20 protein-coding genes are annotated in these 21,108 nt (G+C 64.3%); 4 read left to right on the top strand and 16 right to left on the bottom strand.

From position 1 onward, the window contains the following. Positions 1 to 41 precede the first annotated feature (41 nt). From coaA to hisB, 7 genes are all read right to left on the bottom strand, one after another. On the bottom strand, positions 42 to 995 hold the full coding sequence (coaA, locus tag ABGM93_RS13885) for a type I pantothenate kinase (protein WP_319774796.1): 954 nt from the start codon (positions 993 to 995) through the stop codon (positions 42 to 44). Between the two features lie 164 nt (positions 996 to 1,159). Beyond that, positions 1,160 to 1,483: a phosphoribosyl-ATP diphosphatase gene (locus ABGM93_RS13880; protein WP_319774797.1), complete on the bottom strand. Its 324-nt coding sequence runs from the start codon at positions 1,481 to 1,483 to the stop codon at positions 1,160 to 1,162. 92 nt (positions 1,484 to 1,575) lie between these two features. Beyond that, on the bottom strand, positions 1,576 to 2,370 hold the full coding sequence (hisF, locus tag ABGM93_RS13875) for an imidazole glycerol phosphate synthase subunit HisF (RefSeq protein ID WP_321500361.1): 795 nt from the start codon (positions 2,368 to 2,370) through the stop codon (positions 1,576 to 1,578). A gap of 2 nt (positions 2,371 to 2,372) precedes the next feature. Then, positions 2,373 to 3,110, bottom strand: coding sequence for a 1-(5-phosphoribosyl)-5-[(5-phosphoribosylamino)methylideneamino]imidazole-4-carboxamide isomerase (gene hisA, locus ABGM93_RS13870; RefSeq protein WP_321500359.1), 738 nt, complete (start codon positions 3,108 to 3,110; stop codon positions 2,373 to 2,375). 43 nt (positions 3,111 to 3,153) lie between these two features. After that, a complete protein-coding gene (gene hisH, locus ABGM93_RS13865) occupies positions 3,154 to 3,813 on the bottom strand; it encodes an imidazole glycerol phosphate synthase subunit HisH (RefSeq protein WP_321500357.1) in 660 nt (219 codons plus the stop codon). After that, entirely contained in the window at positions 3,810 to 4,349 is a 540-nt protein-coding gene (locus tag ABGM93_RS13860; RefSeq protein ID WP_321500355.1) for a DUF2628 domain-containing protein, read from the bottom strand. The genes hisH and ABGM93_RS13860 overlap by 4 nt, the downstream gene beginning before the upstream one ends. A gap of 4 nt (positions 4,350 to 4,353) precedes the next feature. Beyond that, positions 4,354 to 4,947 (bottom strand): imidazoleglycerol-phosphate dehydratase HisB, encoded by a 594-nt coding sequence (hisB, locus tag ABGM93_RS13855; RefSeq protein WP_319774801.1) that lies wholly within the window; start codon positions 4,945 to 4,947, stop codon positions 4,354 to 4,356. A gap of 227 nt (positions 4,948 to 5,174) precedes the next feature. On the opposite strand from hisB, the gene pyrF reads away from it, so the two are divergent. Beyond that, a complete protein-coding gene (gene pyrF, locus ABGM93_RS13850; RefSeq protein WP_321500352.1) occupies positions 5,175 to 5,882 on the top strand; it encodes an orotidine-5'-phosphate decarboxylase in 708 nt (235 codons plus the stop codon). Positions 5,883 to 5,928: 46 nt separating this feature from the next. On the opposite strand, the gene ABGM93_RS13845 is transcribed toward pyrF, so the two are convergent. From ABGM93_RS13845 to ABGM93_RS13830, 4 genes are read right to left on the bottom strand one after another with little or no spacing between them, the layout of a single operon-like run. Next, the gene (locus ABGM93_RS13845; protein WP_319774803.1) at positions 5,929 to 6,300 is read right to left on the bottom strand and encodes a helix-turn-helix domain-containing protein; all 372 of its coding nucleotides are present in this window, start codon (positions 6,298 to 6,300) and stop codon (positions 5,929 to 5,931) included. Continuing rightward, positions 6,297 to 6,866 (bottom strand): Smr/MutS family protein, encoded by a 570-nt coding sequence (locus ABGM93_RS13840; protein ID WP_321500350.1) that lies wholly within the window; start codon positions 6,864 to 6,866, stop codon positions 6,297 to 6,299. Before ABGM93_RS13840 ends, ABGM93_RS13845 begins: the two co-directional genes overlap by 4 nt. Next, positions 6,863 to 8,209, bottom strand: coding sequence for an MltA domain-containing protein (locus tag ABGM93_RS13835; RefSeq protein ID WP_321500348.1), 1,347 nt, complete (start codon positions 8,207 to 8,209; stop codon positions 6,863 to 6,865). Before ABGM93_RS13835 ends, ABGM93_RS13840 begins: the two co-directional genes overlap by 4 nt. A 1-nt stretch (position 8,210) precedes the next feature. Continuing rightward, entirely contained in the window at positions 8,211 to 8,939 is a 729-nt protein-coding gene (locus ABGM93_RS13830) for a Tim44/TimA family putative adaptor protein (protein ID WP_321500346.1), read from the bottom strand. A gap of 317 nt (positions 8,940 to 9,256) precedes the next feature. Between ABGM93_RS13830 and ABGM93_RS13825 the strand changes: the two genes are divergently transcribed. The 3 genes from ABGM93_RS13825 (at position 9,257) to polA (ending at position 14,009) form a co-directional block, all read left to right on the top strand. Continuing rightward, complete coding sequence (locus ABGM93_RS13825) at positions 9,257 to 9,757, top strand: FxsA family protein (protein WP_321500344.1); 501 nt, start codon at positions 9,257 to 9,259, stop codon at positions 9,755 to 9,757. A 170-nt stretch (positions 9,758 to 9,927) separates the two neighbouring features. After that, the gene (locus tag ABGM93_RS13820; protein WP_321500342.1) at positions 9,928 to 10,980 is read left to right on the top strand and encodes an acyltransferase family protein; all 1,053 of its coding nucleotides are present in this window, start codon (positions 9,928 to 9,930) and stop codon (positions 10,978 to 10,980) included. A gap of 86 nt (positions 10,981 to 11,066) precedes the next feature. Further along, positions 11,067 to 14,009, top strand: a complete 2,943-nt coding sequence (gene polA / locus ABGM93_RS13815; RefSeq protein WP_321500340.1) for a DNA polymerase I — start codon at positions 11,067 to 11,069, stop codon at positions 14,007 to 14,009. A 104-nt stretch (positions 14,010 to 14,113) separates the two neighbouring features. Here the strand turns inward: polA and ABGM93_RS13810 are convergent, their stop codons facing one another. From ABGM93_RS13810 to phaZ, 5 genes are all read right to left on the bottom strand, one after another. Next, complete coding sequence (locus ABGM93_RS13810; protein ID WP_321500337.1) at positions 14,114 to 15,541, bottom strand: hypothetical protein; 1,428 nt, start codon at positions 15,539 to 15,541, stop codon at positions 14,114 to 14,116. Between the two features lie 7 nt (positions 15,542 to 15,548). Continuing rightward, the gene (locus tag ABGM93_RS13805) at positions 15,549 to 16,517 is read right to left on the bottom strand and encodes a DUF6384 family protein (protein WP_321500335.1); all 969 of its coding nucleotides are present in this window, start codon (positions 16,515 to 16,517) and stop codon (positions 15,549 to 15,551) included. Positions 16,518 to 16,529: 12 nt separating this feature from the next. After that, complete coding sequence (locus ABGM93_RS13800; protein WP_321500333.1) at positions 16,530 to 17,720, bottom strand: cell surface protein; 1,191 nt, start codon at positions 17,718 to 17,720, stop codon at positions 16,530 to 16,532. A gap of 374 nt (positions 17,721 to 18,094) precedes the next feature. Beyond that, a complete protein-coding gene (locus tag ABGM93_RS13795; protein WP_321500331.1) occupies positions 18,095 to 18,847 on the bottom strand; it encodes a SprT family zinc-dependent metalloprotease in 753 nt (250 codons plus the stop codon). Positions 18,848 to 19,482: 635 nt separating this feature from the next. After that, positions 19,483 to 21,051, bottom strand: coding sequence for a polyhydroxyalkanoate depolymerase (gene phaZ / locus ABGM93_RS13790; RefSeq protein ID WP_321500329.1), 1,569 nt, complete (start codon positions 21,049 to 21,051; stop codon positions 19,483 to 19,485). Between the last annotated feature and the right edge of the window lie 57 nt (positions 21,052 to 21,108).

Below are 21,108 nucleotides of genomic sequence, written 5' to 3'. Positions count from 1 at the left end.
CCCGCTGGCGCGCGCCCTGCGCTTGCCCGCCGCGCGGCGTCTCAGATCTTGCGCAGCGCCACCCGCTCGATGGTGTGATTGGCTGCCTTGGTCAACACCAGGTCGGCGCGCGGACGGGTGGGCAGGATGTTCTCGACCAGGTTTTCCAGGTTGATATTGGTCCAAAGATCGTGCGCGATCTCCAGGGCGTCCCTGTCGCTGATCTTGGAATATTTGTGGAAGTAGGAGCCTTCGTCGCGGAAAGCGGTTTCGCGCAGCCGCATGAACCGTTCCACGTACCAGTTGTGCAGAACCGGGATATCCGCGTCGATATAGACGGAGAAGTCGAAGAAGTCGGACACGTAAGGCACGGCCTTGCCGTCGCGCGGCAGCTTTGATGTCTGCAGCACGTTCAACCCTTCCACGATCAGGATGTCCGGCCGGTCGATATAGACCGACTGGCCCGGCATCACATCGTAATAGAAATGGGAATAGACGGGGGCGCGCACATTGCGGCGTCCGGCCTTGATCTCGGACAGGAACCGCAGCAGCTCCGGCAGGTCGTAGCTTTCCGGAAAGCCCTTGCGGCGCATCAGGCCGTCGCGCTCAAGGGTGGCGTTGGGATAGAGAAAGCCATCCGTGGTGATCAGATCCACCTTGGGGCTGGCCGGCCAGCGCGCCAGAAGCGCCTGCAACAGGCGCGCGGTGGTGGATTTGCCGACCGCAACGGAGCCCGCCACACCGATGAGATAGGGCACCATCGTGTCGCGGCTGCCGAGAAAGCGGTTGGAGGCCAGATGCACATGTTGCATCGCCTCCACGTAAAAGGAGAGCAGGCGCGACAGCGGCAGGTAGATGCTCTCCACCTGCGCCAGCGACACCGGGTCGTTGAGGCTCTGTAGACGAACCACCTCCTCCTCGCTCAGCGTCATGGGCGTATCGGCGCGAAGGCCCGCCCACTCGGCTTCGGAAAAGGTCCTGTAAGGCGAAAGCTCCGCCGGAAAAATCTCGTCCATACAATCACCGCGCCAATCCGGCGCGCTCCAACCCGATCCTGCAGTTCAGGCCCAACCGCAGCGCATGCGCTGTCCTTCCGGAAGAACCGTGAGATCGGCCAGAGGGTCGATCCGCGGCCGGCGACAAGATGCCGGCAATCCTCGTCGCGTCATGCAAGTCCCGTTTACTCGGCCTTGCGCGACGCCTTCTCCTCCAGACCCGTCTGTCCCGTACGTCCTGCGAGTTTCTCCATGACCTCGTCAAGAGGCACGTTGCTCGCTTCCAGAAGGACGCAAAGGTGATACAGCAGGTCAGCCGCCTCGCTGGCGACCCCGTCCCTGTCGCCTTCAACCGCCGCGATCGCCGTTTCCACGGCTTCCTCGCCCAGCTTCTGGGCGCATTTCGAAACGCCCTTTGCCATCAGCTTGGCGGTGTAGGAGCCCGGATCCCCCGAATGCGCGCGCGTCGCCACGATGCGGGCGAGATCGTTCAGCGTAAAAGTCGACATGGCTGGCCCTGGTCAATTCGCCGTCATGCGTTGCGGGCCGGGTGCCTGACCCATGGTCATAAACCCCTACCCGAGCGCTTGCGAGGCGTCCTTTAGGATAATTCTCTGTCGGCGTCGAGGCGCATCGGAATTCCCGCGTCCGCCATGTAGCGTTTTGCTTCGCCGATCGTATAGGTCCCGAAGTGGAAGATCGAGGCCGCCAGCACCGCCGTGGCGTGTCCGTCGCGGATGCCTTCCACCATGTGATCGAGCGTGCCGACGCCGCCGGACGCGATCACCGGCACGGGAACGGAATCCGCGATGGTGCGGGTCAGCTCTATGTCGAAGCCGATCTTGGTACCGTCGCGATCCATGGAGGTGAGCAGCAGCTCGCCTGCGCCCAGCTCCACCACTTCCTGGGCATATTCCACCGCATCGATGCCCGTGGGCTTGCGTCCGCCATGGGTGAAGATCTCCCAGCGCGGGGCTTCTGCCCCCGGCTCGGTGACCCGCTTGGCGTCGATGGCCACGACAATGCACTGGTTGCCGAATTTCTCCGCCGCCCGGCGCACGAATTGCCGGTCATTGACCGCGGCCGTCATGATGGAGGCCTTGTCCGCGCCTGCCTTCAGGAGCGCGCGGATATCTTCCACCGTGCGCACGCCGCCGCCCACCGTCACCGGCATGAAGCACTGTTCGGCGGTGCGCTGCACCACGTCGAGAAGAATGCCCCGGTCCTCGTGGCTGGCGGTGATGTCGAGGAAGCACAGCTCATCGGCACCGGCGGCATCATAGGCCTTTGCAGCCTCCACCGGATCGCCGGCATCGATCAGATCGACGAAGTTGACGCCCTTGACGACACGTCCGTCCTTCACGTCGAGACACGGGATAACGCGGGCTTTGAGCATGGTCAGTTTCCTCGCGCGGCCTTGATCAGCGCCTGGGCTTCCGCCGGATCGAGGCGGCCGTCATAAAGCGCCCGGCCGGAAATCGCCCCTTCAAGGCGGGCGCAGTCGGGATCCAGAAGCCGCTTCACATCCTCGATGGAGGCGAGACCGCCCGAGGCGATGACGGGAATGGAAACGGCTTCGGCCAGTTCCAGCGTGGAGGGGATGTTGAGCCCCTTCAAGACGCCGTCACGGTCGATATCGGTGTAGATGATGGCGGAAACGCCCGCATCCTCGAACTGTTTCGCCAGATCGACGGCGGTAAGCTCCGACGTTTCCGCCCAGCCTTCCACCGCCACCTTGCCGCCCTTGGCGTCGATGCCCACCGCAATGCGGCCCGGATGGGCCTTGCAGGCCGCCTTGACGAGGTCCGGATCCCGCACGGCCACCGTGCCAAGGATCACCCGGCGGATGCCTTTTGCCAGCCAGGCGTCGATCTGCTCCATGGTGCGGATGCCGCCGCCAAGCTGCACGGGATTGGTGGTGGAGGCGAGAATGGAATCCACCGCCTCACCATTGCGGCTTTCACCGGCAAAGGCGCCGTCAAGATCGACCACATGCAGCCACTCGAAGCCCTGGTCCTGAAAGGCGCGGGCCTGTGCACCGGGGTCGTCGTTGAAGACGGTGGCCTGCGCCATGTCGCCAAGCTTCAGGCGCACGCACTGGCCGCCCTTGAGGTCGATCGCGGGAAAGAGGATCATGAACGGGTCCGCATTGTGCGGGAAACCGGGGGCATCTCGCCCCTCACGGCTTCCATTTCAGGAAATTGGCGATCAGGGCGAGGCCCAGATGCTGGCTCTTTTCGGGATGGAACTGGGTGCCCACCATGTTGTCGCGCCCGACCATTGCGGTGAACGTCCCGCCATAATCGAACGTTGCCACCACCTCCTCCGGGCGCGTCGCGGCCAGATGGTAGGAATGGACAAAATAGGCGTGCCGCCCGTCAGAACCCGTCGCGATGCCGTCGAGCAGCGGGTGAACCGCACCCGAGGCCGGAACATTGATCGTGTTCCAGCCCATATGCGGGATCTTGAGCGCGGGATCGGCAAGCTTCATCTGCACGACGTCGCCCGCAATCCAGCCAAGCCCCTGGCTTGTCTCATATTCCAGCCCGCGCTCCGCCATCAGCTGCATGCCGACGCAGATGCCGAGAAAGGGGCGGCCCTTGGCGATGACGGCGTCCGCCAGCGCCTCGTCCATGCCGGAAACAGCCGCCAGCCCGCGGCGGCAATCGGCGAAGGCGCCGACGCCGGGAAGCACCACGCGGTCGGCCTTCGCCACCACATCCGGATCGTCGGTCAGGAGGATCTCGGTGTCGAGCCCGTTGTCGCGCGCGGCGCGCTCAAAGGCCTTGGTCGCGGAATGCAGGTTGCCGGACCCGTAATCGATAATGGCGACACTCATCGTGTGGCCTCCGGAAAGAGCCCGATCACCGCGTCTGACGGGGTGGACGGGCGAAGGGTTGTTGCGCCGGTCTGCGCAACGCCGGCGCGCGCGCCGTGCGCGTCGGGCGTGGCGGCAGCCGCCGGGGCCGCGCCTGGCTTGGGTCGCGCCGCGTGATCCACATGCGGCGCCCACTTGGCGAAAAAGCGCGCTTCGCAGGTGTCGCGGTTTTCGCCTGCGACGAGGCCGACGAAATCCCAGCCGCGCCGCTCAAGCGTCCAGCGGCGCAGGGAATTGGCTTCCAGCGCGAACAGGATTGCAAAGGCAATGCCGACGGCCGTCGGCGCATAGCCGCCGATCACGTTGGCGACGCCCGCCACGACGATGGCCGCGATCAGATAGCCGAACAGCACCAGCCACAGCCCGCGGAACACCAGCCAGGGTGCGGAGAAGAAGAAAGCAGGCCAGCAGAAGCCTTCCTTGATGAAGACCATGTCTTCCGCATCGCTGGCGAGATCGCGTGACGGCGGCGGCGCCATCACCATGTAAACGGTCATCGCGTCAGTCTCCCAGACGGCCCTTGGTCGACGGCACGCGCGCACCCTGGCGCGGATCGTGCGCAATGGCGACCCGCAACGCGCGCGCCACCGCCTTGAAGCAGGTTTCCGCGATGTGATGGCAGTTGGTGCCATAGAGATTGGCGACATGCAGGGTGATCCCGGCATTCATCGCGAAGGCGCGGAAGAACTCCTCGAAAAGCTCGGTGTCGAATTCGCCGATCTTGTCGCGGGAGAAGTCCACCTGCCACACCAGGAAGGGGCGGCCGGAGACATCGATGGCGCAGCGCGTCATCGCTTCGTCCATCGGCAGGTGCACGTCGGCATAGCGCGTCACGCCCGCCATGTCGCCCAGCGCCTGGCGCAGCGCCTGGCCGAGCGCGATCCCGACGTCCTCGGTCGTGTGGTGGAAATCGATATGCGTGTCGCCCGCCGCCCGCACGGTGATGTCGATCAGCGAATGCCGGGCGAGTTGCTCCAGCATGTGATCGAAGAAACCGATGCCGGTCTCCACATCGTAGGACCCGGTTCCGTCGAGAGCGACGGAGACCTGAATGTCGGTTTCCTTGGTGGTGCGCGTGATCGAGGCGGAGCGCATGCGATTTCCATCCTTCAGAATGCGAGGAACGGGGCTTCTTAGCAGCCGAGCGAGCCAGAGAAAATAGCCATTGCCGTTTCGTGAGCGCGGCTTTTGCCAAGTCGGCAGCGAGGACGCAGGATTTCGTCCCTCTTCAGGCCGCGCTTTCTATAATCTGTCGCAACGATTCCCTCATCCGCTCAGATGGACTAACCATGGGCGCGAACACCGATTCGAGGAGCCTGCCGATGTCTTTCAAACCCCGGAATGCGACCGACCGGCTGATCCTTCCGCTCGACGTGCCCACGGTCGCGGAGGCCCGCGCCATCGTCGAGGAGACGAAGGGGGTCGTCGGCGTCTACAAGGTCGGCATGCAGCTCCAGTTCGCTGGCGGCCTCGACTTCGCGCAGGAGCTGGCGCGCGAAGGCCACAAGGTCTTTCTCGACGTGAAGCTGCTCGACATCGACAACACCGTCACGCAAGCGGTACGCAACATCGTGAAGATGGGCATGACCTTCGTCACGATCCACGCCTATCCGCGCACCATGCGCGCAGCCGTCGCCGGTCTTGAGGGTGCGGATCTGTGCCTGTTGGGGGTCACGGTTCTCACCTCCATGGACGACGAGGACGTGAAGGCGGCCGGCTATGCAGGCGCTGCGGCGGAACTGGTGAAGTCGCGCGCCATTGCCGCGCGCGCGGCGGGCATGGGCGGCCTTGTCTGCTCCGCCCACGAGGCGAGCGCCTTGCGCGAACTGGCCGGTCCCGACATGGTGCTGGTCACACCGGGGGTGCGGCCCGCGGGCTCTTCCGCCGATGACCAGAAGCGCATCAAGACGCCGGGCGACGCGATCCGCGCGGGCGCGGACTTTATCGTCTGCGGTCGTCCGATCACCGGGGCCACGGATCGTCGTGCGGCGGCGGAAGCGGTGGTTGCGGAAATCGAAGCGGCGCTCTAGGCGCCCCGCCTCCCGACGCCAGAGGCCGTTCGCGGGCTCTTTCCCGTCACACCCCGTCCTTTGAGGCGACCACGCGAAGCTGGTGGATGAGGTGGTTCAGGCTTTCCTTTGAAAGCCCGCCCACCTTGGCCGCCAGTAGGTTGGCAAGCTCGGTTGCTTCCGGCTCAAGGCCCGCCGTGTCCACCGTGATGCGCGGATCGGAGACCTCGGCAAGGCGCTGCAATTCCTCCGCCTCGTCCCAGATCACGTTGAAGAACGTGATGATCCGCTGGACCATGAACCATGTCGGGCGGCCGCGCTTTCCGTGTTCCAGTGCGGAAAGATAGGCGCTGGAGACCTGAAGGGTCGCCGCCATTTCCTTCAGCGTGATGCCGCGTTTGCGGCGCATGTCGCGCAGCTTCGCGCCGAACGGGGTCATCGCCTGCCTCCGCGATCCGCCCGCCGGATGCGGACATAGAGCGCGCCTGCGCCCCCATGGCCCACATGGGCCTGTTCGAAACCGATCACCATGGTGCGGAATTCCGGGCGTTCCAGCCAAAGCGGAACCATACGCCTGAGCACGCCTTCGCCCTTGCCCTGCCCGCCGCCCTTGCCGGTGATCACCAGCACAAGCCGCATCCGGTGGAGCTGGGCGTTGGCGAGGAACATGCGCAGCTGGCCGAAGGCGCGATCCTGTGTCATGCCGTGAAGGTCGATGCGCGCATCGATATCCGTCTTGCCGCGCGCCACCTTCTGGCGCATGCGGCGATCGAGCGGCGCAAGCGCGGGAACGCTGGGCGGCGGCCTGAGGGCTGCGGCGGAGACTTGCGTGCGCTTGATGGCGGATTTTTCTTCCGGTTCCGGCGCAGCCGGTGCCTTGGGCGCCTCCGCATCGTCCCGGGGCAGGCTGCGTCCGGGCAGCGGCGTCAGCGTGCGGGTCACCTGCTGCCACAGGTGCTTTTCCTCCGGAGAGAGCGGACGTCCGCGTTTCCCGCCCTTGCTCACTGTGCGATCTCCCCACGCGCAGTGCGCGCAAGCCGCGAGCCGCGCGGCGCCAGCACCGTGAACCGCGCCGCATGGCGGATTTCACCGGCAATCTGCCCGGCCTCCTCGCCGGTTCCGAAAAAGATGTCGCCGCGCGCAGGCCCCACGATGGCCGATCCGGTGTCCTGCGCGATCATCAGACGGGAAAAGGCACCGCCCGCGCGCTCAGGCAGATCGGCCTCCACGAAGATCGGCGTACCGAAGGCATGGAGTTTCCTGTCGACGGCCAGCGAGCGACCCGGTGAAAGCGAAACCCCCGCCGCCCCTACCGGCCCCTGGCCTTCGCTTGCCGTGATCTCGCGAAAGAAGATGAAGGAGCGGTTCTGCGCCATCAGCGCTTTTGCCTCCTCCGGGTGCGCTTCCAGCCATGCGCGCAGGGTCTCCATGCTCATGGCCTCGCGCGAAATCTCGCCCCGCGCGATGAGAATGCCGCCAATGGCCGTATAGGGCTGGCCGTTCTTGGCCGCATAGGCGAGCCGCATGAGGCTGCCATCGGGCAGACGGAGGCGGGCGGAGCCCTGAATATGGATGAAGAAGGCGTCGAGCGGGCTTTCCACGAAGGCGATTTCAAGACCGCGACCGGCAAGCGCGCCCGCCTCGATGTCGGCGCGCGCGGGATAGGCGACAAGGGCGCCGTCGCCGGTCAGGCGGGCAAAGGCGGTGTCGCGGGAAAGCCCGGCCTTGCGCGCGGCGGCGCGCCGGTTCGCGTCAACGGCGACCAGATCGTCAGGCCTTGCGTAGAGGGGAACCGAGAACCGTGCGCTGCGCACCCGGCTTCCTGCCACCGCAGGCTCGAAATAGCCGGTCACGAAGCCCGGCTCTCCCAGCCGCACGGGCACGAAATTCTCCTCAAAGAAGGCCCTGGCCGCTGGCTTTGTGGGCGCAACGGCGCGCGCCGTCTTGCACAGGGCCGCGAGATCGGCCCCTGAAACGCCCAGCTTCCCGGTCCATGCGGCCATGCGCTCAAGCCCGGTGTCGCAGTCCTCGACGAACACCTTCAGCGCCGCGAGATGGTCGTCGCTCGCCCACCCGGACAGGCATTCGAACGCGATCGTCCTGGAAGAACAGGTGCCGCCGGAAACAGGTTTCGACCTTGGCGTCGCCTTTGAAGGAACGCCGTCAGCCTGCCCGTTTCTGTCGTTGAACCCGCTCACCTGTGCCGCCCTGCCGTCCTTGGTCATGTGCGCGCCCGCCGGCTGGCTCCCGGCCACCGGGAGGCTGCCCGCAAGAAGCGCCATGAAAACGAAAAGGCCCGCAGGCCGCGCATGGTCGCGCCTCGCCTGCGGGCCCTGAATCTGAGGCATGTCAGTCTGCCGTTTCGGTCGCCACCAGCTTCCAGTTCGGGTCGCGCTGGGTCACGTCGCGCGAGAAGGTCCAGATGTCGGTCACATCCACCACCTGGTTCGGATCGCCCTCGATGATCGCGCCATCCTCGTTGCGGGTGGCGGAAATCAGCTTGGAGCGGAAGCGCACCGTCACCTGGGCGATGTTGTCCTTGAGGGAGGCCTCGACGATCTCCGCCTTGTCGATGCCGACAAAGGTGGAGGACACCGTTTCCTTGCGCGTTTCGCGGTCGGTGATCGCGGCGACAAAGCCGTCATAGACTTCGCGCGAGAGCAGAGCCTTCAGGCTCTTGCGGTCGCCTTCCGCAAAAGCCGTGACAATCATCTCGTAGGCGGCCTTGGCGCCGTTGACGAAATTGCGCGGCTCGAAGGAACGGTCGGAGGAGATGATTGCGCGCAACGCCTCGTTCAGGGCGGAACCTGCGGGCGCGACCTTTTCCAGGCGGCGATCTTCGGCTTCGCGGCGGTGCTCGTCATCCTCCTCGCCGCGCGAGGGCAGCGAGACCACGTTGTCGTTCATGTCCGCCGCGTCGTCCTCTTTGCCGGGGGCTTCGCTGCGACGCTCGGAATAGGGATCGGAGGGCCGACGTTCGTTGCCTGTACGCTGGCCGAGGACGCTACGTAGCTTCAACAGGACGACGACGGCCAGAACGAGGAAGATAATGCTGTAGACGTCGAAAAAATCACCCATATCCCGCTACCGGCTCTGCTGTCTCTGATAAACGGCGGGAAGTCTGTCGCCCGGGCCCGTTTTCGAGCCGATGAGCTTTCGCTCAAATCTTGCCACAGGTTCCGTCGCCGGACTTGTCCCACAATGTAGGTTCCCTTGAACCAGCATCCAACGTCTAGCACAAGCCCCCTGTGCAGTTTGGCAAAAAAAGCGGTCCAATCCGGGCTGAAATCCTGAAAAGACAGGCTTGCAACGTTTCGGCGCAGGCGTTTTGCCACCTTTGGCTGGCATCGGGCTTGCGGCCAACCTATCTATCGAGGGAACACTTGCGAGGCACGATGAGACCAGGACTGCTGATACCTCTCGCCCTTCTGGGCATTCCGATCCTCGAAATCGCCGTCTTCATTCAGGTCGGCGACCTGATCGGCGTTTTCCCGACGCTGGCGATGATCTTTGTCACCGCCGTCATCGGCACCGCCTTGCTGCGCCACCAGGGCTTTTCCCTGCTCGCCCGCATCCGCAGCGAGACCGAAGCCGGACGCATCCCGGGCGCGGAACTGGGCCATGGCGCGATGATCCTCGTCGCCGGTGTGCTGCTGCTGACGCCGGGCTTCGTGACCGATGCCATCGGCTTCCTGCTGTTCGTCCCCGCCTTTCGCTCCGCCATCTGGCGCGGGGTCGCCAGACACGTTGTCGTGATGGAGATGGGATCCGCAGGCCGCCATCCGGGTCATCGTCCCGGCCATCCGCAGGATCCGGTGGTGGACCTCGACGAAGAGGAATGGAGCAGAAAACCGGGCAATCCGGACACGCCGTGGAACGGAAAGCACCTGAACTGAGGCATGTCGGCTGCTTGCCGGTGAAGGGCGCGCGTTAATCATTCTTTAAAGAATCGCCGCCCGAAGACCTTACGTCAGGCGACTTTAATTAAAATCTGCAGTATCTTGCCGCCTTGGTCGCAGGTGACGTCTTTCCGATGTCCCTGCGCACGAGAGGGAGAGGCAGGACCATGGCAAGCGGACGCATCGACTGGGTCGACTACGCGAAGGGCTTCTGCATTATCGCGGTGGTGATGATGCATTCCACGCTTGGTGTGGAACGGGCCGCGGGCGCCACCGGCTGGATGACCTATGTGGTGGAATTCTGCCGCCCATTCCGCATGCCGGATTTCTTTCTGATCTCCGGTCTCTTCCTTGCCAATGTGATCGACCGTGACTGGCGGACCTATCTCGACCGCAAGGTCGTCCATTTCGCTTACTTTTACGTCCTGTGGTGCGCCATCCAGTTCATCCTCAAATCGCCGGTCTATGTCGGCGAGATGGGTGTTCAGGGCACGATCATGGCCTATCTGGAAACCTTCTGGCAGCCTTTCGGCACCTTGTGGTTCATCTACATGCTGCCGATCTTCTTCGTTGTTGCGAAGGCCGCGCGGGCCGCGAAAATCCCCTGGCAGGTGGTGATGGGGCTCGGCGTGGTTCTGGAAGTCGTTCACGCGGCCGGGGCCTCGTCAGCCGCCTCGCCCTTCCCCACCGGTTCGGTGCTGATCGATGAATTCGCAGGCCGGTTCGTCTACTTCTATGTCGGCTACATCGCCGCGCCCCACGTCTTCGCTCTGGCGGCCTGGGCCATGTCAAATGTGCGCCTGGCGCTTTCCGGCCTCCTGATCTGGGGCCTGATGAACGGCATCGTCGTCTTTGCAGGATATTCGCAGCTGCCCTTCGTCTCGCTGGCGCTGGGGGCTGCGGGGGCCTGCGCGGTGATCCTCGTCTCCGCCCTGCTGTCGCGGTTGAATTATGCGGATTTCCTGCGCTTTTGCGGCCAGAATTCCATCGTGATCTACCTCGCCTTCTTCTTCCCGATGGGCGTGTCGCGGGCGGTGCTTCTGAAATTCGCGCCGTTCCTCGATCTGGGCACGGTCGCGGTGCTGGTGACGGCTGCCGGCGTGGTCGGCCCGATCATCGCTTTCCTGATCGTGCGCGGCACCCGGCTCGATTTTCTCTTCAAGCGCCCGCATTGGGCCTGTCTGAGCGAGCCGAAACACGTGCTTCAGCCCGCGGAATAGGCTGAGGGGCGCTCTTTGCCGGGCAAAATCGACGCCTTGCCGGTTTCGCCCTTCCCATGAAAGCCCGGCATGGGCATGATCCGCCCATGTCGAGCGAATCCACCACCCCCCTCAAGGCTGGCGACCATGTTTTCCTGGTCGACGGCTCGTCCTATATCTTCCGCGCCTATCACGCGCTGCCCCCGCTGACGCGCAAGTCCGACGGGTTGCCTGTCGGTGCGGTTGCGGGCTTCTGCAACATGTTGTGGAAGCTCCTGCAGGAGGCGGACGAAACGGCTGCAGGCGTCACGCCCAGCCACATCGTGGTGGTCTTCGATCACTCGTCGAAAACCTTCCGAAACGAGATCTACGACCAGTACAAGGCCCAGCGGCCCGAGCCGCCGGAAGATCTGCGTCCCCAGTTCAGCATCATCCGCGATGCGGTGCGCGCCTTCAATGTCGCCTGCATCGAGCAGGAAGGCTATGAGGCCGACGACATCATCGCCACCTATGCCCACCAGGCGGTGGATGCGGGCGCCGATGTCACGATCATTTCCTCCGACAAGGACTTGATGCAGCTTGTCGGGCCAAGGGTGACGATGCTCGACACCATGAAGAACAAGAGCATCGCCGAGCCCGAGGTTTTCGAGAAATTCGGCGTCACGCCCGACAAGGTCGTGGATGTGCAGGCGCTCGCCGGCGACAGCGTGGACAATGTCCCCGGCGTTCCGGGCATCGGGGTCAAGACCGCGGCGCAGCTCATCAATGAATTCGGCGATCTGGAAAGCCTGCTGGCCGGTGCCGACGGCATCAAGCAGAAGAAGCGGCGCGAGAACCTGATCGAATTTGCCGAACAGGCCCGCATTTCCCGCCGTCTCGTCGAACTCGACACCAAGACGCCCGTGGCGATGCCGCTGTCGGACGGCAAGGTGCGCAAGCTCGACGGCGAAAAAGCCCTGGCCTTCCTGAAGGCCATGGAATTCACCACACTGACCCGTCGCGTGGCGGAGGTCGCGGGTGTGGAGGCAGCCGATATCTCCCCCGCCGAGCTTGCCATCAAGGGCTGGGAAGCTCCGGCCGCCGCGCATGAAGAGGTGGGCGGTGACGGTTCTTCGGGCGCGTCCGCCTCGTCCCGTGCCAGCGGCGCACCGGGCGCGCTGGCCGATGCGCGCGCCGCCGAAATCCGGAAAATCCCGCTCGACACCTCCAGATATGAACTGGTGCGCGATGCGGAGCGGCTGAAGGCCTGGATCGCCGATGCCTTCGAGACGGGCCATGTCGCGGTGGACACCGAAACCACCTCGCTCGATCCCATGCAGGCGGAGCTTTGCGGCGTCTCGCTTGCAACCGCTCCCGGCAAGGCCTGCTACATCCCCCTGGGCCACCGCGATGGCGAGGGCGATCTTCTGGGCGGTGGCGGGCTCGTCGAGGGCCAGATTCCGATGAAGGAGGCGATCGACCTTCTGAAGCCGCTTCTGGAAGCGCCGAGCGTTTTGAAGATCGCGCAGAACCTGAAATATGACTGGGTGATCCTGAAGCGGTCGGGCATCGCGGTTGCGCCCTTCGACGACACCATGCTGCTCTCCTACACGCTCGATGCGGGCCTTGTGGGCGGCAACGGCATGGATGCGTTGTCGGAGCGCTGGCTTGGCCACACGCCGATCAAGTTCGAGGAGGTCTGCGGCAAGGGCAAGTCGATGATCACCTTCGACATGGTGGCGCTGGACAAGGCGCTCGCCTATGCGGCGGAGGACGCCGACGTCACGCTGCGGCTCTGGATGGTCCTGAAATCCCGGCTTCCGGCCGAAGGCATGACCACCGTCTACGAGACGCTGGAGCGTCCGCTGGTGCCGGTGCTGGCGCGCATGGAAATGCGCGGCGTCAGCATCGACCGGCAGATGTTGTCGCGCCTGTCCGGCGAGCTGGCGCAAGGAGCGGCTGCGCTTGAGGCGGAAATCCACGAACTGGCGGGCGAGAATTTCAATGTCGGCTCGCCCAAGCAGCTTGGCGACATTCTCTTCGGCAAGATGGGACTTCCCGGCGGCAAGAAGACCAAGACCGGCGCCTGGTCCACCTCCGTCTCGGTGCTGGAGGATCTGGCCGCCGAAGGCCATGAGCTGCCCACCAAGATCGTGGAATGGCGTCAGCTCTCCAAGCTGAAATCGACCTATACCGATACGCTTCCCAAACGCATCAACGCCGAGACGGGGCGCGTCCACACCTCCTATTCGCTGGCCTCCACCACCACGGGGCGGCTGTCCTCGTCCGAGCCGAACCTTCAGAACATCCCCGTGCGCACCGAGGCGGGCCGCAAGATCCGCAAGGCTTTCATCGCACCCGAAGGGATGAAGCTCCTTTCCGCCGACTACAGCCAGATCGAACTGCGCGTGCTTGCCCACATGGCGGAAATCCCGCAGCTCGTGAAGGCCTTTGCCGACGGGCTCGACATTCACGCCATGACGGCCTCGGAAATCTTCAACGTGCCGGTCAAGGACATGGATCCGATGGTGCGCCGTCGCGCCAAGGCCATCAATTTCGGCATCATCTACGGGATTTCCGCCTTCGGTCTGGCCAACCAGCTCGGCATCTCGCGCGGCGAGGCGGGCGACTATATCAAGACCTATTTCGAGCGCTTCCCCGGCATCCGCGACTACATGGAAGAGACCAAGCGCAAGGTCCATGCGGATGGCTATGTGACGACCATCTTCGGGCGCAAGGCGCATTATCCCGAGGTCAACACGAAGAACCCGAACATGCGGTCCTTCTACGAGCGCGCGGCGATCAACGCGCCCATTCAGGGCTCCGCCGCCGATATCATCCGCCGCGCCATGGTGCGCATGGAAGATGCGCTCTCCTCATCGAAGCTCAGCGCCAGGATGCTGCTGCAGGTGCATGACGAACTGATCTTCGAGGTGCCGGATGAGGAGGTCGATCCGACCATCGCTCTCGTCTCGCGCATCATGGAAGACGCCCCGGCTCCGGCGCTCTCCTTGCGTGTGCCGCTTCAGGTCGATGCCCGCGCGGCGGCGAACTGGGACGAGGCGCACTGACAAGGCCGATGCCGAGCCTTGCCTGGCCCGGCATTGTGTCGCCCTGTTGGCAGTCGAGCCCGTGTCTGTCGGTCGGATCGGGGCAATCCGGCCGGAACAAGGCGCTAGAAGCCGCCGCCTGTTCGGAAGCCACCACCGCCGAACCCGCCGCCGCCGCTGAAGCCGCCGCCACCAAAACCACCGCCGCCGCCAAAACCGCCGCCACCGAACCCGCCGCCGCTGGAGCGCGATTTGCGCCGCTTGCGTTTGGGTTCCGGCCGGTAACCGCTGCGCAGCGCATCGGCCAGATCGCGTGACGACAGCGCGCCCGCCAGAATGCCGCCGAGAATGTTGCCGATCAGCTCCTCATTGCTGAAGCCGCCACCCTGCCGCTCATAGTCCTGACGGCGGATCTCGTCGCGGGAGCGATCAAGCTCCGCGCGCCTTCGGGCGATTTCGAGCGCGGTCTGCCGCGTCTGCTCGATCTCGCGCGCCTTGTCCGCCATCTCGATCTCAAGGTCCTGAAGGCGGCGCACGATCTGGTCGTCGTCCTCGTGCGGGGTCTCAAGCGCATCGCGCAGGAGATCCTGAAGGTCCTGACGCTTCAGCGATGCGGCAAGCTCATCGAGCGCATCCGACAGGGCCGAACCGGGCACGACGCCGCTGAGTTCGGCGCGGTCCGCCTCCAGCGCCCGGTCTTGCGCCTCAAGCTCCGCGATGCGTGCGTCGCAGGCGCGCAGATCGGCCTCGGCCGCCTCCTGCACATGCTCCTTCTCGACAATCCCGTCCTCTTCAAGTGCCGCGCGCTCAATCGCAAACAGCTTTGCCTCTTCCTCCTCAAGGGCTGCCGCCAGCCTGTCGGCATGTTCGCGCAAGCGCTTGGGAATTTCGGTGAGCGCAAAGTAGTTCTGCCGCGCGGGCTCGTAGCGCACCACGCGGGCGACATAGGCGTCGCCCATGCGCGTGATCGATCCGGCCCTGTAGCGCGGGGTGCCGTAGCCGCGCTCCCAGAGATAGACAAAGAGCGGATCGTCCAGATAGGGCTTCGATTTCTCGTCCCGGTCGGCCTCCGCCTGATCCGCCTTTTGCGAAGCGGCGCTGGTGCGGGCCTCAGCGCCCGCAACGCGGGCCGATTGCTCCTGCCATGCCAGATTGCCGGAAATCCGGTCCTCGGTAGCGTCCGTCAGCTCCTGGATGGCGTTGGCCGCCGCTTCCACGCGGGCCTCGCTTTCGGCGCGCGCAGCGCGCGCCTGGGTGAGATCGCGCGCCAGGCGGTCGCGGTGGCCTGCAATCTCGTCGAGTTTTGCCTGCCGCTCCTCCAGGGCCGCCAGCGCCCGGCGTTCCACCGCATCCAGCCGTCCCGACAGCTGATCCTGCTGGATGGCGTCGAGCCGGAGCGCCGCGAGCCCCTTGAAGAGCGTCGACTGCTCGGTGCGCAGCTGCGCCAGCTCGCCCGTGGCCGCCTCGATGATCCGGGTGAGATTGTCTTCGTCGCTGCGAAGTTCGTCACCGGCCCGGTCAATGGAGTTCATTGTCTCGAAAACGCTGATCATCTCGGGCCTACCACTTCGTTATCGCGCCGTCGGAAACGGGCATCTCATAGACAGGCTTCAGCGCACCGCGCGGCTTGGTCGCCAGAATGTTGTTTTGCAGGATGCCGTCATCCATCTTGTCGTCACGCACTGCCTCGTAGGTCGCCTGCGGCACCCGCACACCCCAGCGCGAAACCACCGTCGTCTCGTTGGTTTCCTCGTTGCGGATGGGGAAGGAGAGAAGCTCTCCGTCCGGCGTGACCGCCTCCACGATCAGGTAATAGTTGCGGGCGCTCGTATTGGCGTCGGGAATGCGGAAAACGCCGCTTCGCTCGCCCTGACGCGTGACGATGCGAAGCTGGTAGGTCTGGACAAGGCTCTGGCGCAGCGTCTCCAGGGAGGCGACGGCAACGCGGGCGGCAGGCGCATCGGCGCGGGCGAGCGCCAATGTGGCGTCCCTGTAAAGCTGCTGGACGCGATCCTGCGCGGCTTTGGTTCGCGCCTCCGCCATGGCGGCCTCTTCGGCCTTTTTGGCGTTCGCGGGCAGGGTCTCGGTCAATTCGATCCGGGCGGCTTCCGCCGCCTGTTCGCGCGAGTGCGTGGTCCAGCTCGAATAGGCGGACCAGATGCCGAAGAGCACGATCAGCGTCGCGATCCCCGCCATCACGCGCCCGCGCCGCACCCAGAGCCCGGCCAGTGTGCGCGAAAGGCCCGCAGGCGTGCGCTCATAGGTGAAGCGGCTTTCCTTCAGCGCCGCGATGCCCTCGTCGAGGATGCGGTCGGAAACCTCCAGCCCCTGGCTCTCGTAAAGGCGTCTGAGCCGTTCCTTGAGCCCTTCGTCGCGGCCGTCCTGCGCGATCTCGCGTTCCGCGACGGCCTCCTGGTGTCGCAATGTGTCGACGACATCCATGGCGAGCATGAGTTCGTCGAGCGACTGTCCGTTCCCGCCGGAGGATACCGACGGGACGGACAGAGACCCTGAAGTGGCTGATGTCATGATGGGGTCCGCCTAGAAGATCTCGCCGTCCAGAGGCAGCGCCTCGCCTTCGCTGGCAAGGCGGGCAAGCCGCTTCTTGCCGGCTTCCACCGCGTCGCGGATTTCGGCGCTGTTCTTCGTGGAAAGCTCGCGCATCTCCTTCACGATTTCCACCGAACGGACCTGGAAATTGACCACGCTGTCGACGAGCTTCTTCACCGCATCGGCGCGGATGGTCGGACCATAGCCTGCCTTGAGCGCCTCCTCCTGGACCTTGCCGCCGATCTCCGCCAGCACTTCCAGCGATTTGGAAACGCCTTCCTTCATCTCGTTCAACGTCTGGGTCGCCTCGTGCAGGCCGAAAAGGCCGGTGAAGGAGGCCTTCAGCGCGGTGAGAACGGATTCGTTGGTGGAGAAGAAGGAAACCGCCTGCTGATAGACGCGCTCCTTGGCGTTGGTCGTCTGCATCAGCCGCGCCATCACCACATCGGACGTGTTGTAGCTGATGGTCAGGTTGTCGGAGAGATCCTTGGCGATCTGGTAGCGGGCCTCCTCGTTCTGGACCCGGCGCAAATGCTCGTCGCGCACCAGTTCCAGTTTGGCGCGTTCCGCCATGGCTCCGTCTTCGGGAAAGGCGCTCACGGCGTCGGAGGCCTTGGCCAGTTCGCCCTTGGCCGCCTCCAGTTTGGCCGCAGCGCTCGCCAGGATTTCCAATGCGGCCACCTCGCCGTGTTTCAGCGCGCCGCGGAAGTCGCGATAGGCTTCCAGAATGGTCTGTTCGCGCTCGATATTGGCCTTGGTGTCGCGCGAGACCTCCAGATAGGTGTCCTTGATCTTGTCGAAGCGCGAGGCGATGTCGCCGCGCGAAATCTTCATCCAGGTGTTCGTGGCGCGCTCGAAGAGGTCGATCTTGCCGTCTTCCAGCTGATCCACCATGCCCTTGGCATCATCGCGAATGGAATCGAAGGCCTTGGAGATTTCCTCGTAACGCTGGCCGATGGACATCTCCGCCACCTGCTCGCGCACCACCTCGTTGAAGATGCTCATCTGTTGCAGCGTGCGGGTGATGATGGCGATCTTCTCCGGCTCGATGTCGGAGATCTTCTCCAAAAGCCCGACAATCGGTGCGTCTTCCGACTTGCCCTCCACGAGACCGAGGTCCCGCAGGCTTGTCATTGCCTTTTCGAGATATTGAAGAGCGGAACTTACAACGACTTCAGCCATGACCTGTCCCCCATGCGCGTTCTGGTCAACGTCTATGCAACGGTTTTGATGTGCGGATCTAACGGGAAAATCTGGACCGCCAATGTGGCGGTGAAAGCGGGTGCTCCGGGTTGCGCGGCCTGGATAGGCGCGGATTTGCGAAGGCGGCGCATGCGAACGAAACGCGGGCGCGGCGTGAGGTGGTGGTCGGCATCCCCCGGATCGGAACCCGAAATTCCGAGGCCCTTGCTGGCTCCAAGCGGATTTGGCCTGCCTCGCCATATCCTGCAGTAACTTGCGCCGAAATCGTGGCCGGGTCGAGTCCGTTCGGGCATGCCGCGCCCGCGTCGCGGGCAAATCGCCGCAAAAGGCGCAGGCTCTGAGCGTCGAAAGACCTAGCCGTAACTGTGAAGCATACTGCCGTGTTCGCGCAGCCAGGCGCGCGCGCGGTCCGTTTCGGGAAAGAGTTCCCGCGTCACCGCCCAGAACCGGGCGGAATGGTTCATCTCCACAAGATGCGCGACCTCATGGGCGGCCACGTAATCGAGGATGAAGGGCGGCGCGAGAACCAGGCGCCAGGAAAAGGAAAGCCGCCCCTGCGCCGTGCACGAGCCCCAGCGCGAGCGGGTGTCGCGAATGGTCAGGCCGGAAGGCGGACGGGCGCGCGGACAGGTGAGCGCGAGCGCGCCGGCATGACGTTCCACGGCCGCGCTCAGATCCGCGCGCGCTTCCCTCTTCAGATAGTCGGTGAGCCTGCGCGCCAGATGCGGGGCGTCCCCGGCCACCAGCAGCACCGGCCCGTCGGGGTGGTCCCGCCGTTTCACCGTTCCGCGCTGGGTCGGCACATGTTCGATGCGGTGAGAAAGGCCGCGAAGCGGCACCTCGCCGCCGGCTACGAAGGGCTGTGCGGGCGGCGCCTTGCGCAAACGCTCGGCAAGCCAGCCCCGCTGGTCCTCGGCAAACTTGTGTGCCGTGCGGAAGTTGCCGCGCGGCGGGATGGTGAGAACGGGATCGCCGCCCGCTGTCGGAAGACGCAGCGAATAGCGGTTGGCGCGCGCGTTGCGGCGCACCGCCACGCGAACCGGTCGTCCGTCGATTTCGAGCATCACGTGATCCGGCTCCGGCGCGCCGGTGGAGAAAAACCGCATCGAGGGGTCCGCGTCAGGCTTTGCAGGATCAGAGCATTGCAGAAAACATCGAAAAAACCAGCGCGGTTCCGCGCGATTCGAACCGTTCCAGTATAGCGCCCATGCACAAGATGCGTGACCGGGATCGCACGATGCGGTCCGCAAAAGAAAAGCGAGAGCGGCCGCGACAGGCCACTCTCGCTTGAAAGGCCGGTCATCTCCGGCCCGTCAGTCGGGAGCCAATGCGTATGCGCGCGCGCATCGGCAGCATCCGACCGTATTGGGGCCCCTTGGGGGAAGGGGCTGGAGCGCCGACCCGTTCGAGCCGACCCTCTGGAGGCGATCCGCATATTGGCTGAATAGCGAACCGCTCTTCCTGAAAAAGATATTTAACAGAACTGCGAATTAAATCCAGATGGCCCTAGCAACACTTTGTTACAAAAGAAGTATATGTGTCTTGTCCGACGATTTAATCTTTGGAGCGCAGCGTTGTGTTGGCTTTCGCAAGTGCCTGTTATTCAAGGATGAACCGCGAGCCGGCTGCGTGTGCATCGCTGAATTGGCCAAAGAAAAGCCGCGACACTTTGTGTCGCGGCTTTACAAAAAATATTTTCATTGCGGCAAGCTCTCCCGTGGAGGGCTTGTGGAAAACATGCTCACACGAGCCGACTCGCCTGTGCGATCCAGTCGTCCCGCGTTGCGCGCCCGCGCAGGGCGAGCCTTTCATCGAGTTCGGCAAGCTGTGCCGCGCTCAGGGCCGCGATCTGGCGGAAATGAAAGATCCCGGCGCCGTTGAGCGCATCGGAAAGTTTCGGCCCGACCCCCGAGATCCGCGTGAGATCGTCCGCGCTGCCTTCGGGCGCGGCAAGGGCGATGGCGGCCAGCCCGGCCTCTGCCTTGGAGGCGGGGGCAGGCCTTGCCACCGCCTTCGATGGGGCCGGTGTCGCCACCTTTGGCTTGGCGAGCTCCAACGGCCTGCGGTTCGAGCGGATGAAATCGGAGATGCGCGGCGCGATTTCGGCGCGGAAGCGCGAGCCATTGAAGACGCCGTAGTGGCCCGCCCCCATCTGCATGTAATGGACGCGCTTCTCGTCGGGAATGTTCGTACACAGCTTGTGCGCGGCCTTTGTCTGGCCGATCCCGGAAATGTCGTCCTTTTCGCCCTCCACCGTCATCAGCGCCGTGTTGCGGATCGCCGAGGGCTCCACCAGGCGGTCGCGATGCATCATTTCGCCCTTGGGCAGCGCCTGGCGGATGAAGACCGTGTCGACCGTCTGCAGATAGAATTCCGCCGTCAGGTCCATGACGGCCAGATATTCGTCATAGAACTCACGATGCTTTTCCGCGCTGTCGCCGTCGCCGGAGACGAGGTGATTGAAGAACTCGTGATGCGCCATGATGTGGCGGTCGAGATTCATGCTCATGAAGCCGGAAAGCTGCAGAAAGCCGGGATAGACTTCGCGCATGAAGCCGGGATGCGGGAACGGGACCCGCATGATCACGTTCTTGGCGAACCAGTCGATGTTGTGGGAAAGCGCCATCTCGTTCACGGCGGTCGGGTTTTCGCGCGTGTCGATGGGCCCGCCCATCAGCGTCATCGAATTCGGCGCATAGGGATCGCCCGCCGCCTCCATGACCGCGACGGCCGCCAAAACCGGCACCGCCGGTTGGCACACGCCCATCACGTGGGTGTCGCCGCCAAGGCGATGCAGGATGGAGATGACGTAGTCGATATAGTCGTCGAGATCGAAACGGCCTTCCGACACCGGCACCTGGCGAGCGTCGATCCAGTCGGTGATATAGACGTCATGGGTGGGCAGGAAGGCTTCGACCGTCCCGCGCAGAAGCGTGGCGTAATGGCCCGACATCGGGGCCACGATCAGCAGCTTCGGGTCGTTGCGCGGCTTGGTGAGCGCGCGCTGGAAATGGATCAGCCGGCAAAAGGGACGTTGCCAGACAACCTCCTCATGCACCGACACCGGCATCCCGCTGATCGTCACCGTTTCGAAGCCGAAGGCGGGTTTGCCATAGCGTCGGGTGGCGCGCTCGAACAGCTCGCAGGCGGCAGCCATGCCGCGACCCACCGGCGTGTGCGTGGCCGGGTTCAGCGGGTTCTTGAAATAGAGCCGGGTCACATCAGCCACCGCTCGCATGGGGCTCAATGCGGCGTGGTTGAGTTCGTGAAGCTGGTAATATGGCACCTTGAACAACTCGTGAAACGACATCCAGACGCCTTTCCTGGCAATTTGCTGCAGTGCAACATTTTAGGTCCGAGGCAACGA

It is taken from the genome of Breoghania sp. (genome assembly GCF_963674635.1).
In the GTDB taxonomy this organism is placed as follows: domain Bacteria; phylum Pseudomonadota; class Alphaproteobacteria; order Rhizobiales; family Stappiaceae; genus Breoghania.
The sequence above is the reverse complement of the archived record's forward strand: the minus strand, read 5'-3'. Positions and strand labels throughout refer to the sequence as shown.

Excerpts from the sequence above, each read along its gene's own strand:
- ABGM93_RS13810 (WP_321500337.1), bottom strand. The coding sequence starts at position 15,541 with ATGATCAGCGTTTTCGAGACAATGAACTCCATTGACCGGGCCGGTGAC.
- ABGM93_RS13820 (WP_321500342.1), top strand. The coding sequence starts at position 9,928 with ATGGCAAGCGGACGCATCGACTGGGTCGACTACGCGAAGGGCTTCTGC.
- ABGM93_RS13800 (WP_321500333.1), bottom strand. The coding sequence starts at position 17,720 with ATGGCTGAAGTCGTTGTAAGTTCCGCTCTTCAATATCTCGAAAAGGCA.
- hisB (WP_319774801.1), bottom strand. The coding sequence starts at position 4,947 with ATGCGCTCCGCCTCGATCACGCGCACCACCAAGGAAACCGACATTCAG.
- hisH (WP_321500357.1), bottom strand. The coding sequence starts at position 3,813 with ATGAGTGTCGCCATTATCGATTACGGGTCCGGCAACCTGCATTCCGCG.
- ABGM93_RS13830 (WP_321500346.1), bottom strand. The coding sequence starts at position 8,939 with ATGGGTGATTTTTTCGACGTCTACAGCATTATCTTCCTCGTTCTGGCC.
- hisF (WP_321500361.1), bottom strand. The coding sequence starts at position 2,370 with ATGCTCAAAGCCCGCGTTATCCCGTGTCTCGACGTGAAGGACGGACGT.
- hisA (WP_321500359.1), bottom strand. The coding sequence starts at position 3,110 with ATGATCCTCTTTCCCGCGATCGACCTCAAGGGCGGCCAGTGCGTGCGC.
- ABGM93_RS13860 (WP_321500355.1), bottom strand. The coding sequence starts at position 4,349 with ATGACCGTTTACATGGTGATGGCGCCGCCGCCGTCACGCGATCTCGCC.
- polA (WP_321500340.1), top strand. The coding sequence starts at position 11,067 with ATGTCGAGCGAATCCACCACCCCCCTCAAGGCTGGCGACCATGTTTTC.
- ABGM93_RS13825 (WP_321500344.1), top strand. The coding sequence starts at position 9,257 with ATGAGACCAGGACTGCTGATACCTCTCGCCCTTCTGGGCATTCCGATC.
- pyrF (WP_321500352.1), top strand. The coding sequence starts at position 5,175 with ATGTCTTTCAAACCCCGGAATGCGACCGACCGGCTGATCCTTCCGCTC.
- coaA (WP_319774796.1), bottom strand. The coding sequence starts at position 995 with ATGGACGAGATTTTTCCGGCGGAGCTTTCGCCTTACAGGACCTTTTCC.
- ABGM93_RS13880 (WP_319774797.1), bottom strand. The coding sequence starts at position 1,483 with ATGTCGACTTTTACGCTGAACGATCTCGCCCGCATCGTGGCGACGCGC.
- ABGM93_RS13845 (WP_319774803.1), bottom strand. The coding sequence starts at position 6,300 with ATGACCCCGTTCGGCGCGAAGCTGCGCGACATGCGCCGCAAACGCGGC.
- phaZ (WP_321500329.1), bottom strand. The coding sequence starts at position 21,051 with ATGTCGTTTCACGAGTTGTTCAAGGTGCCATATTACCAGCTTCACGAA.
- ABGM93_RS13805 (WP_321500335.1), bottom strand. The coding sequence starts at position 16,517 with ATGACATCAGCCACTTCAGGGTCTCTGTCCGTCCCGTCGGTATCCTCC.
- ABGM93_RS13835 (WP_321500348.1), bottom strand. The coding sequence starts at position 8,209 with ATGCCTCAGATTCAGGGCCCGCAGGCGAGGCGCGACCATGCGCGGCCT.
- ABGM93_RS13795 (WP_321500331.1), bottom strand. The coding sequence starts at position 18,847 with ATGCGGTTTTTCTCCACCGGCGCGCCGGAGCCGGATCACGTGATGCTC.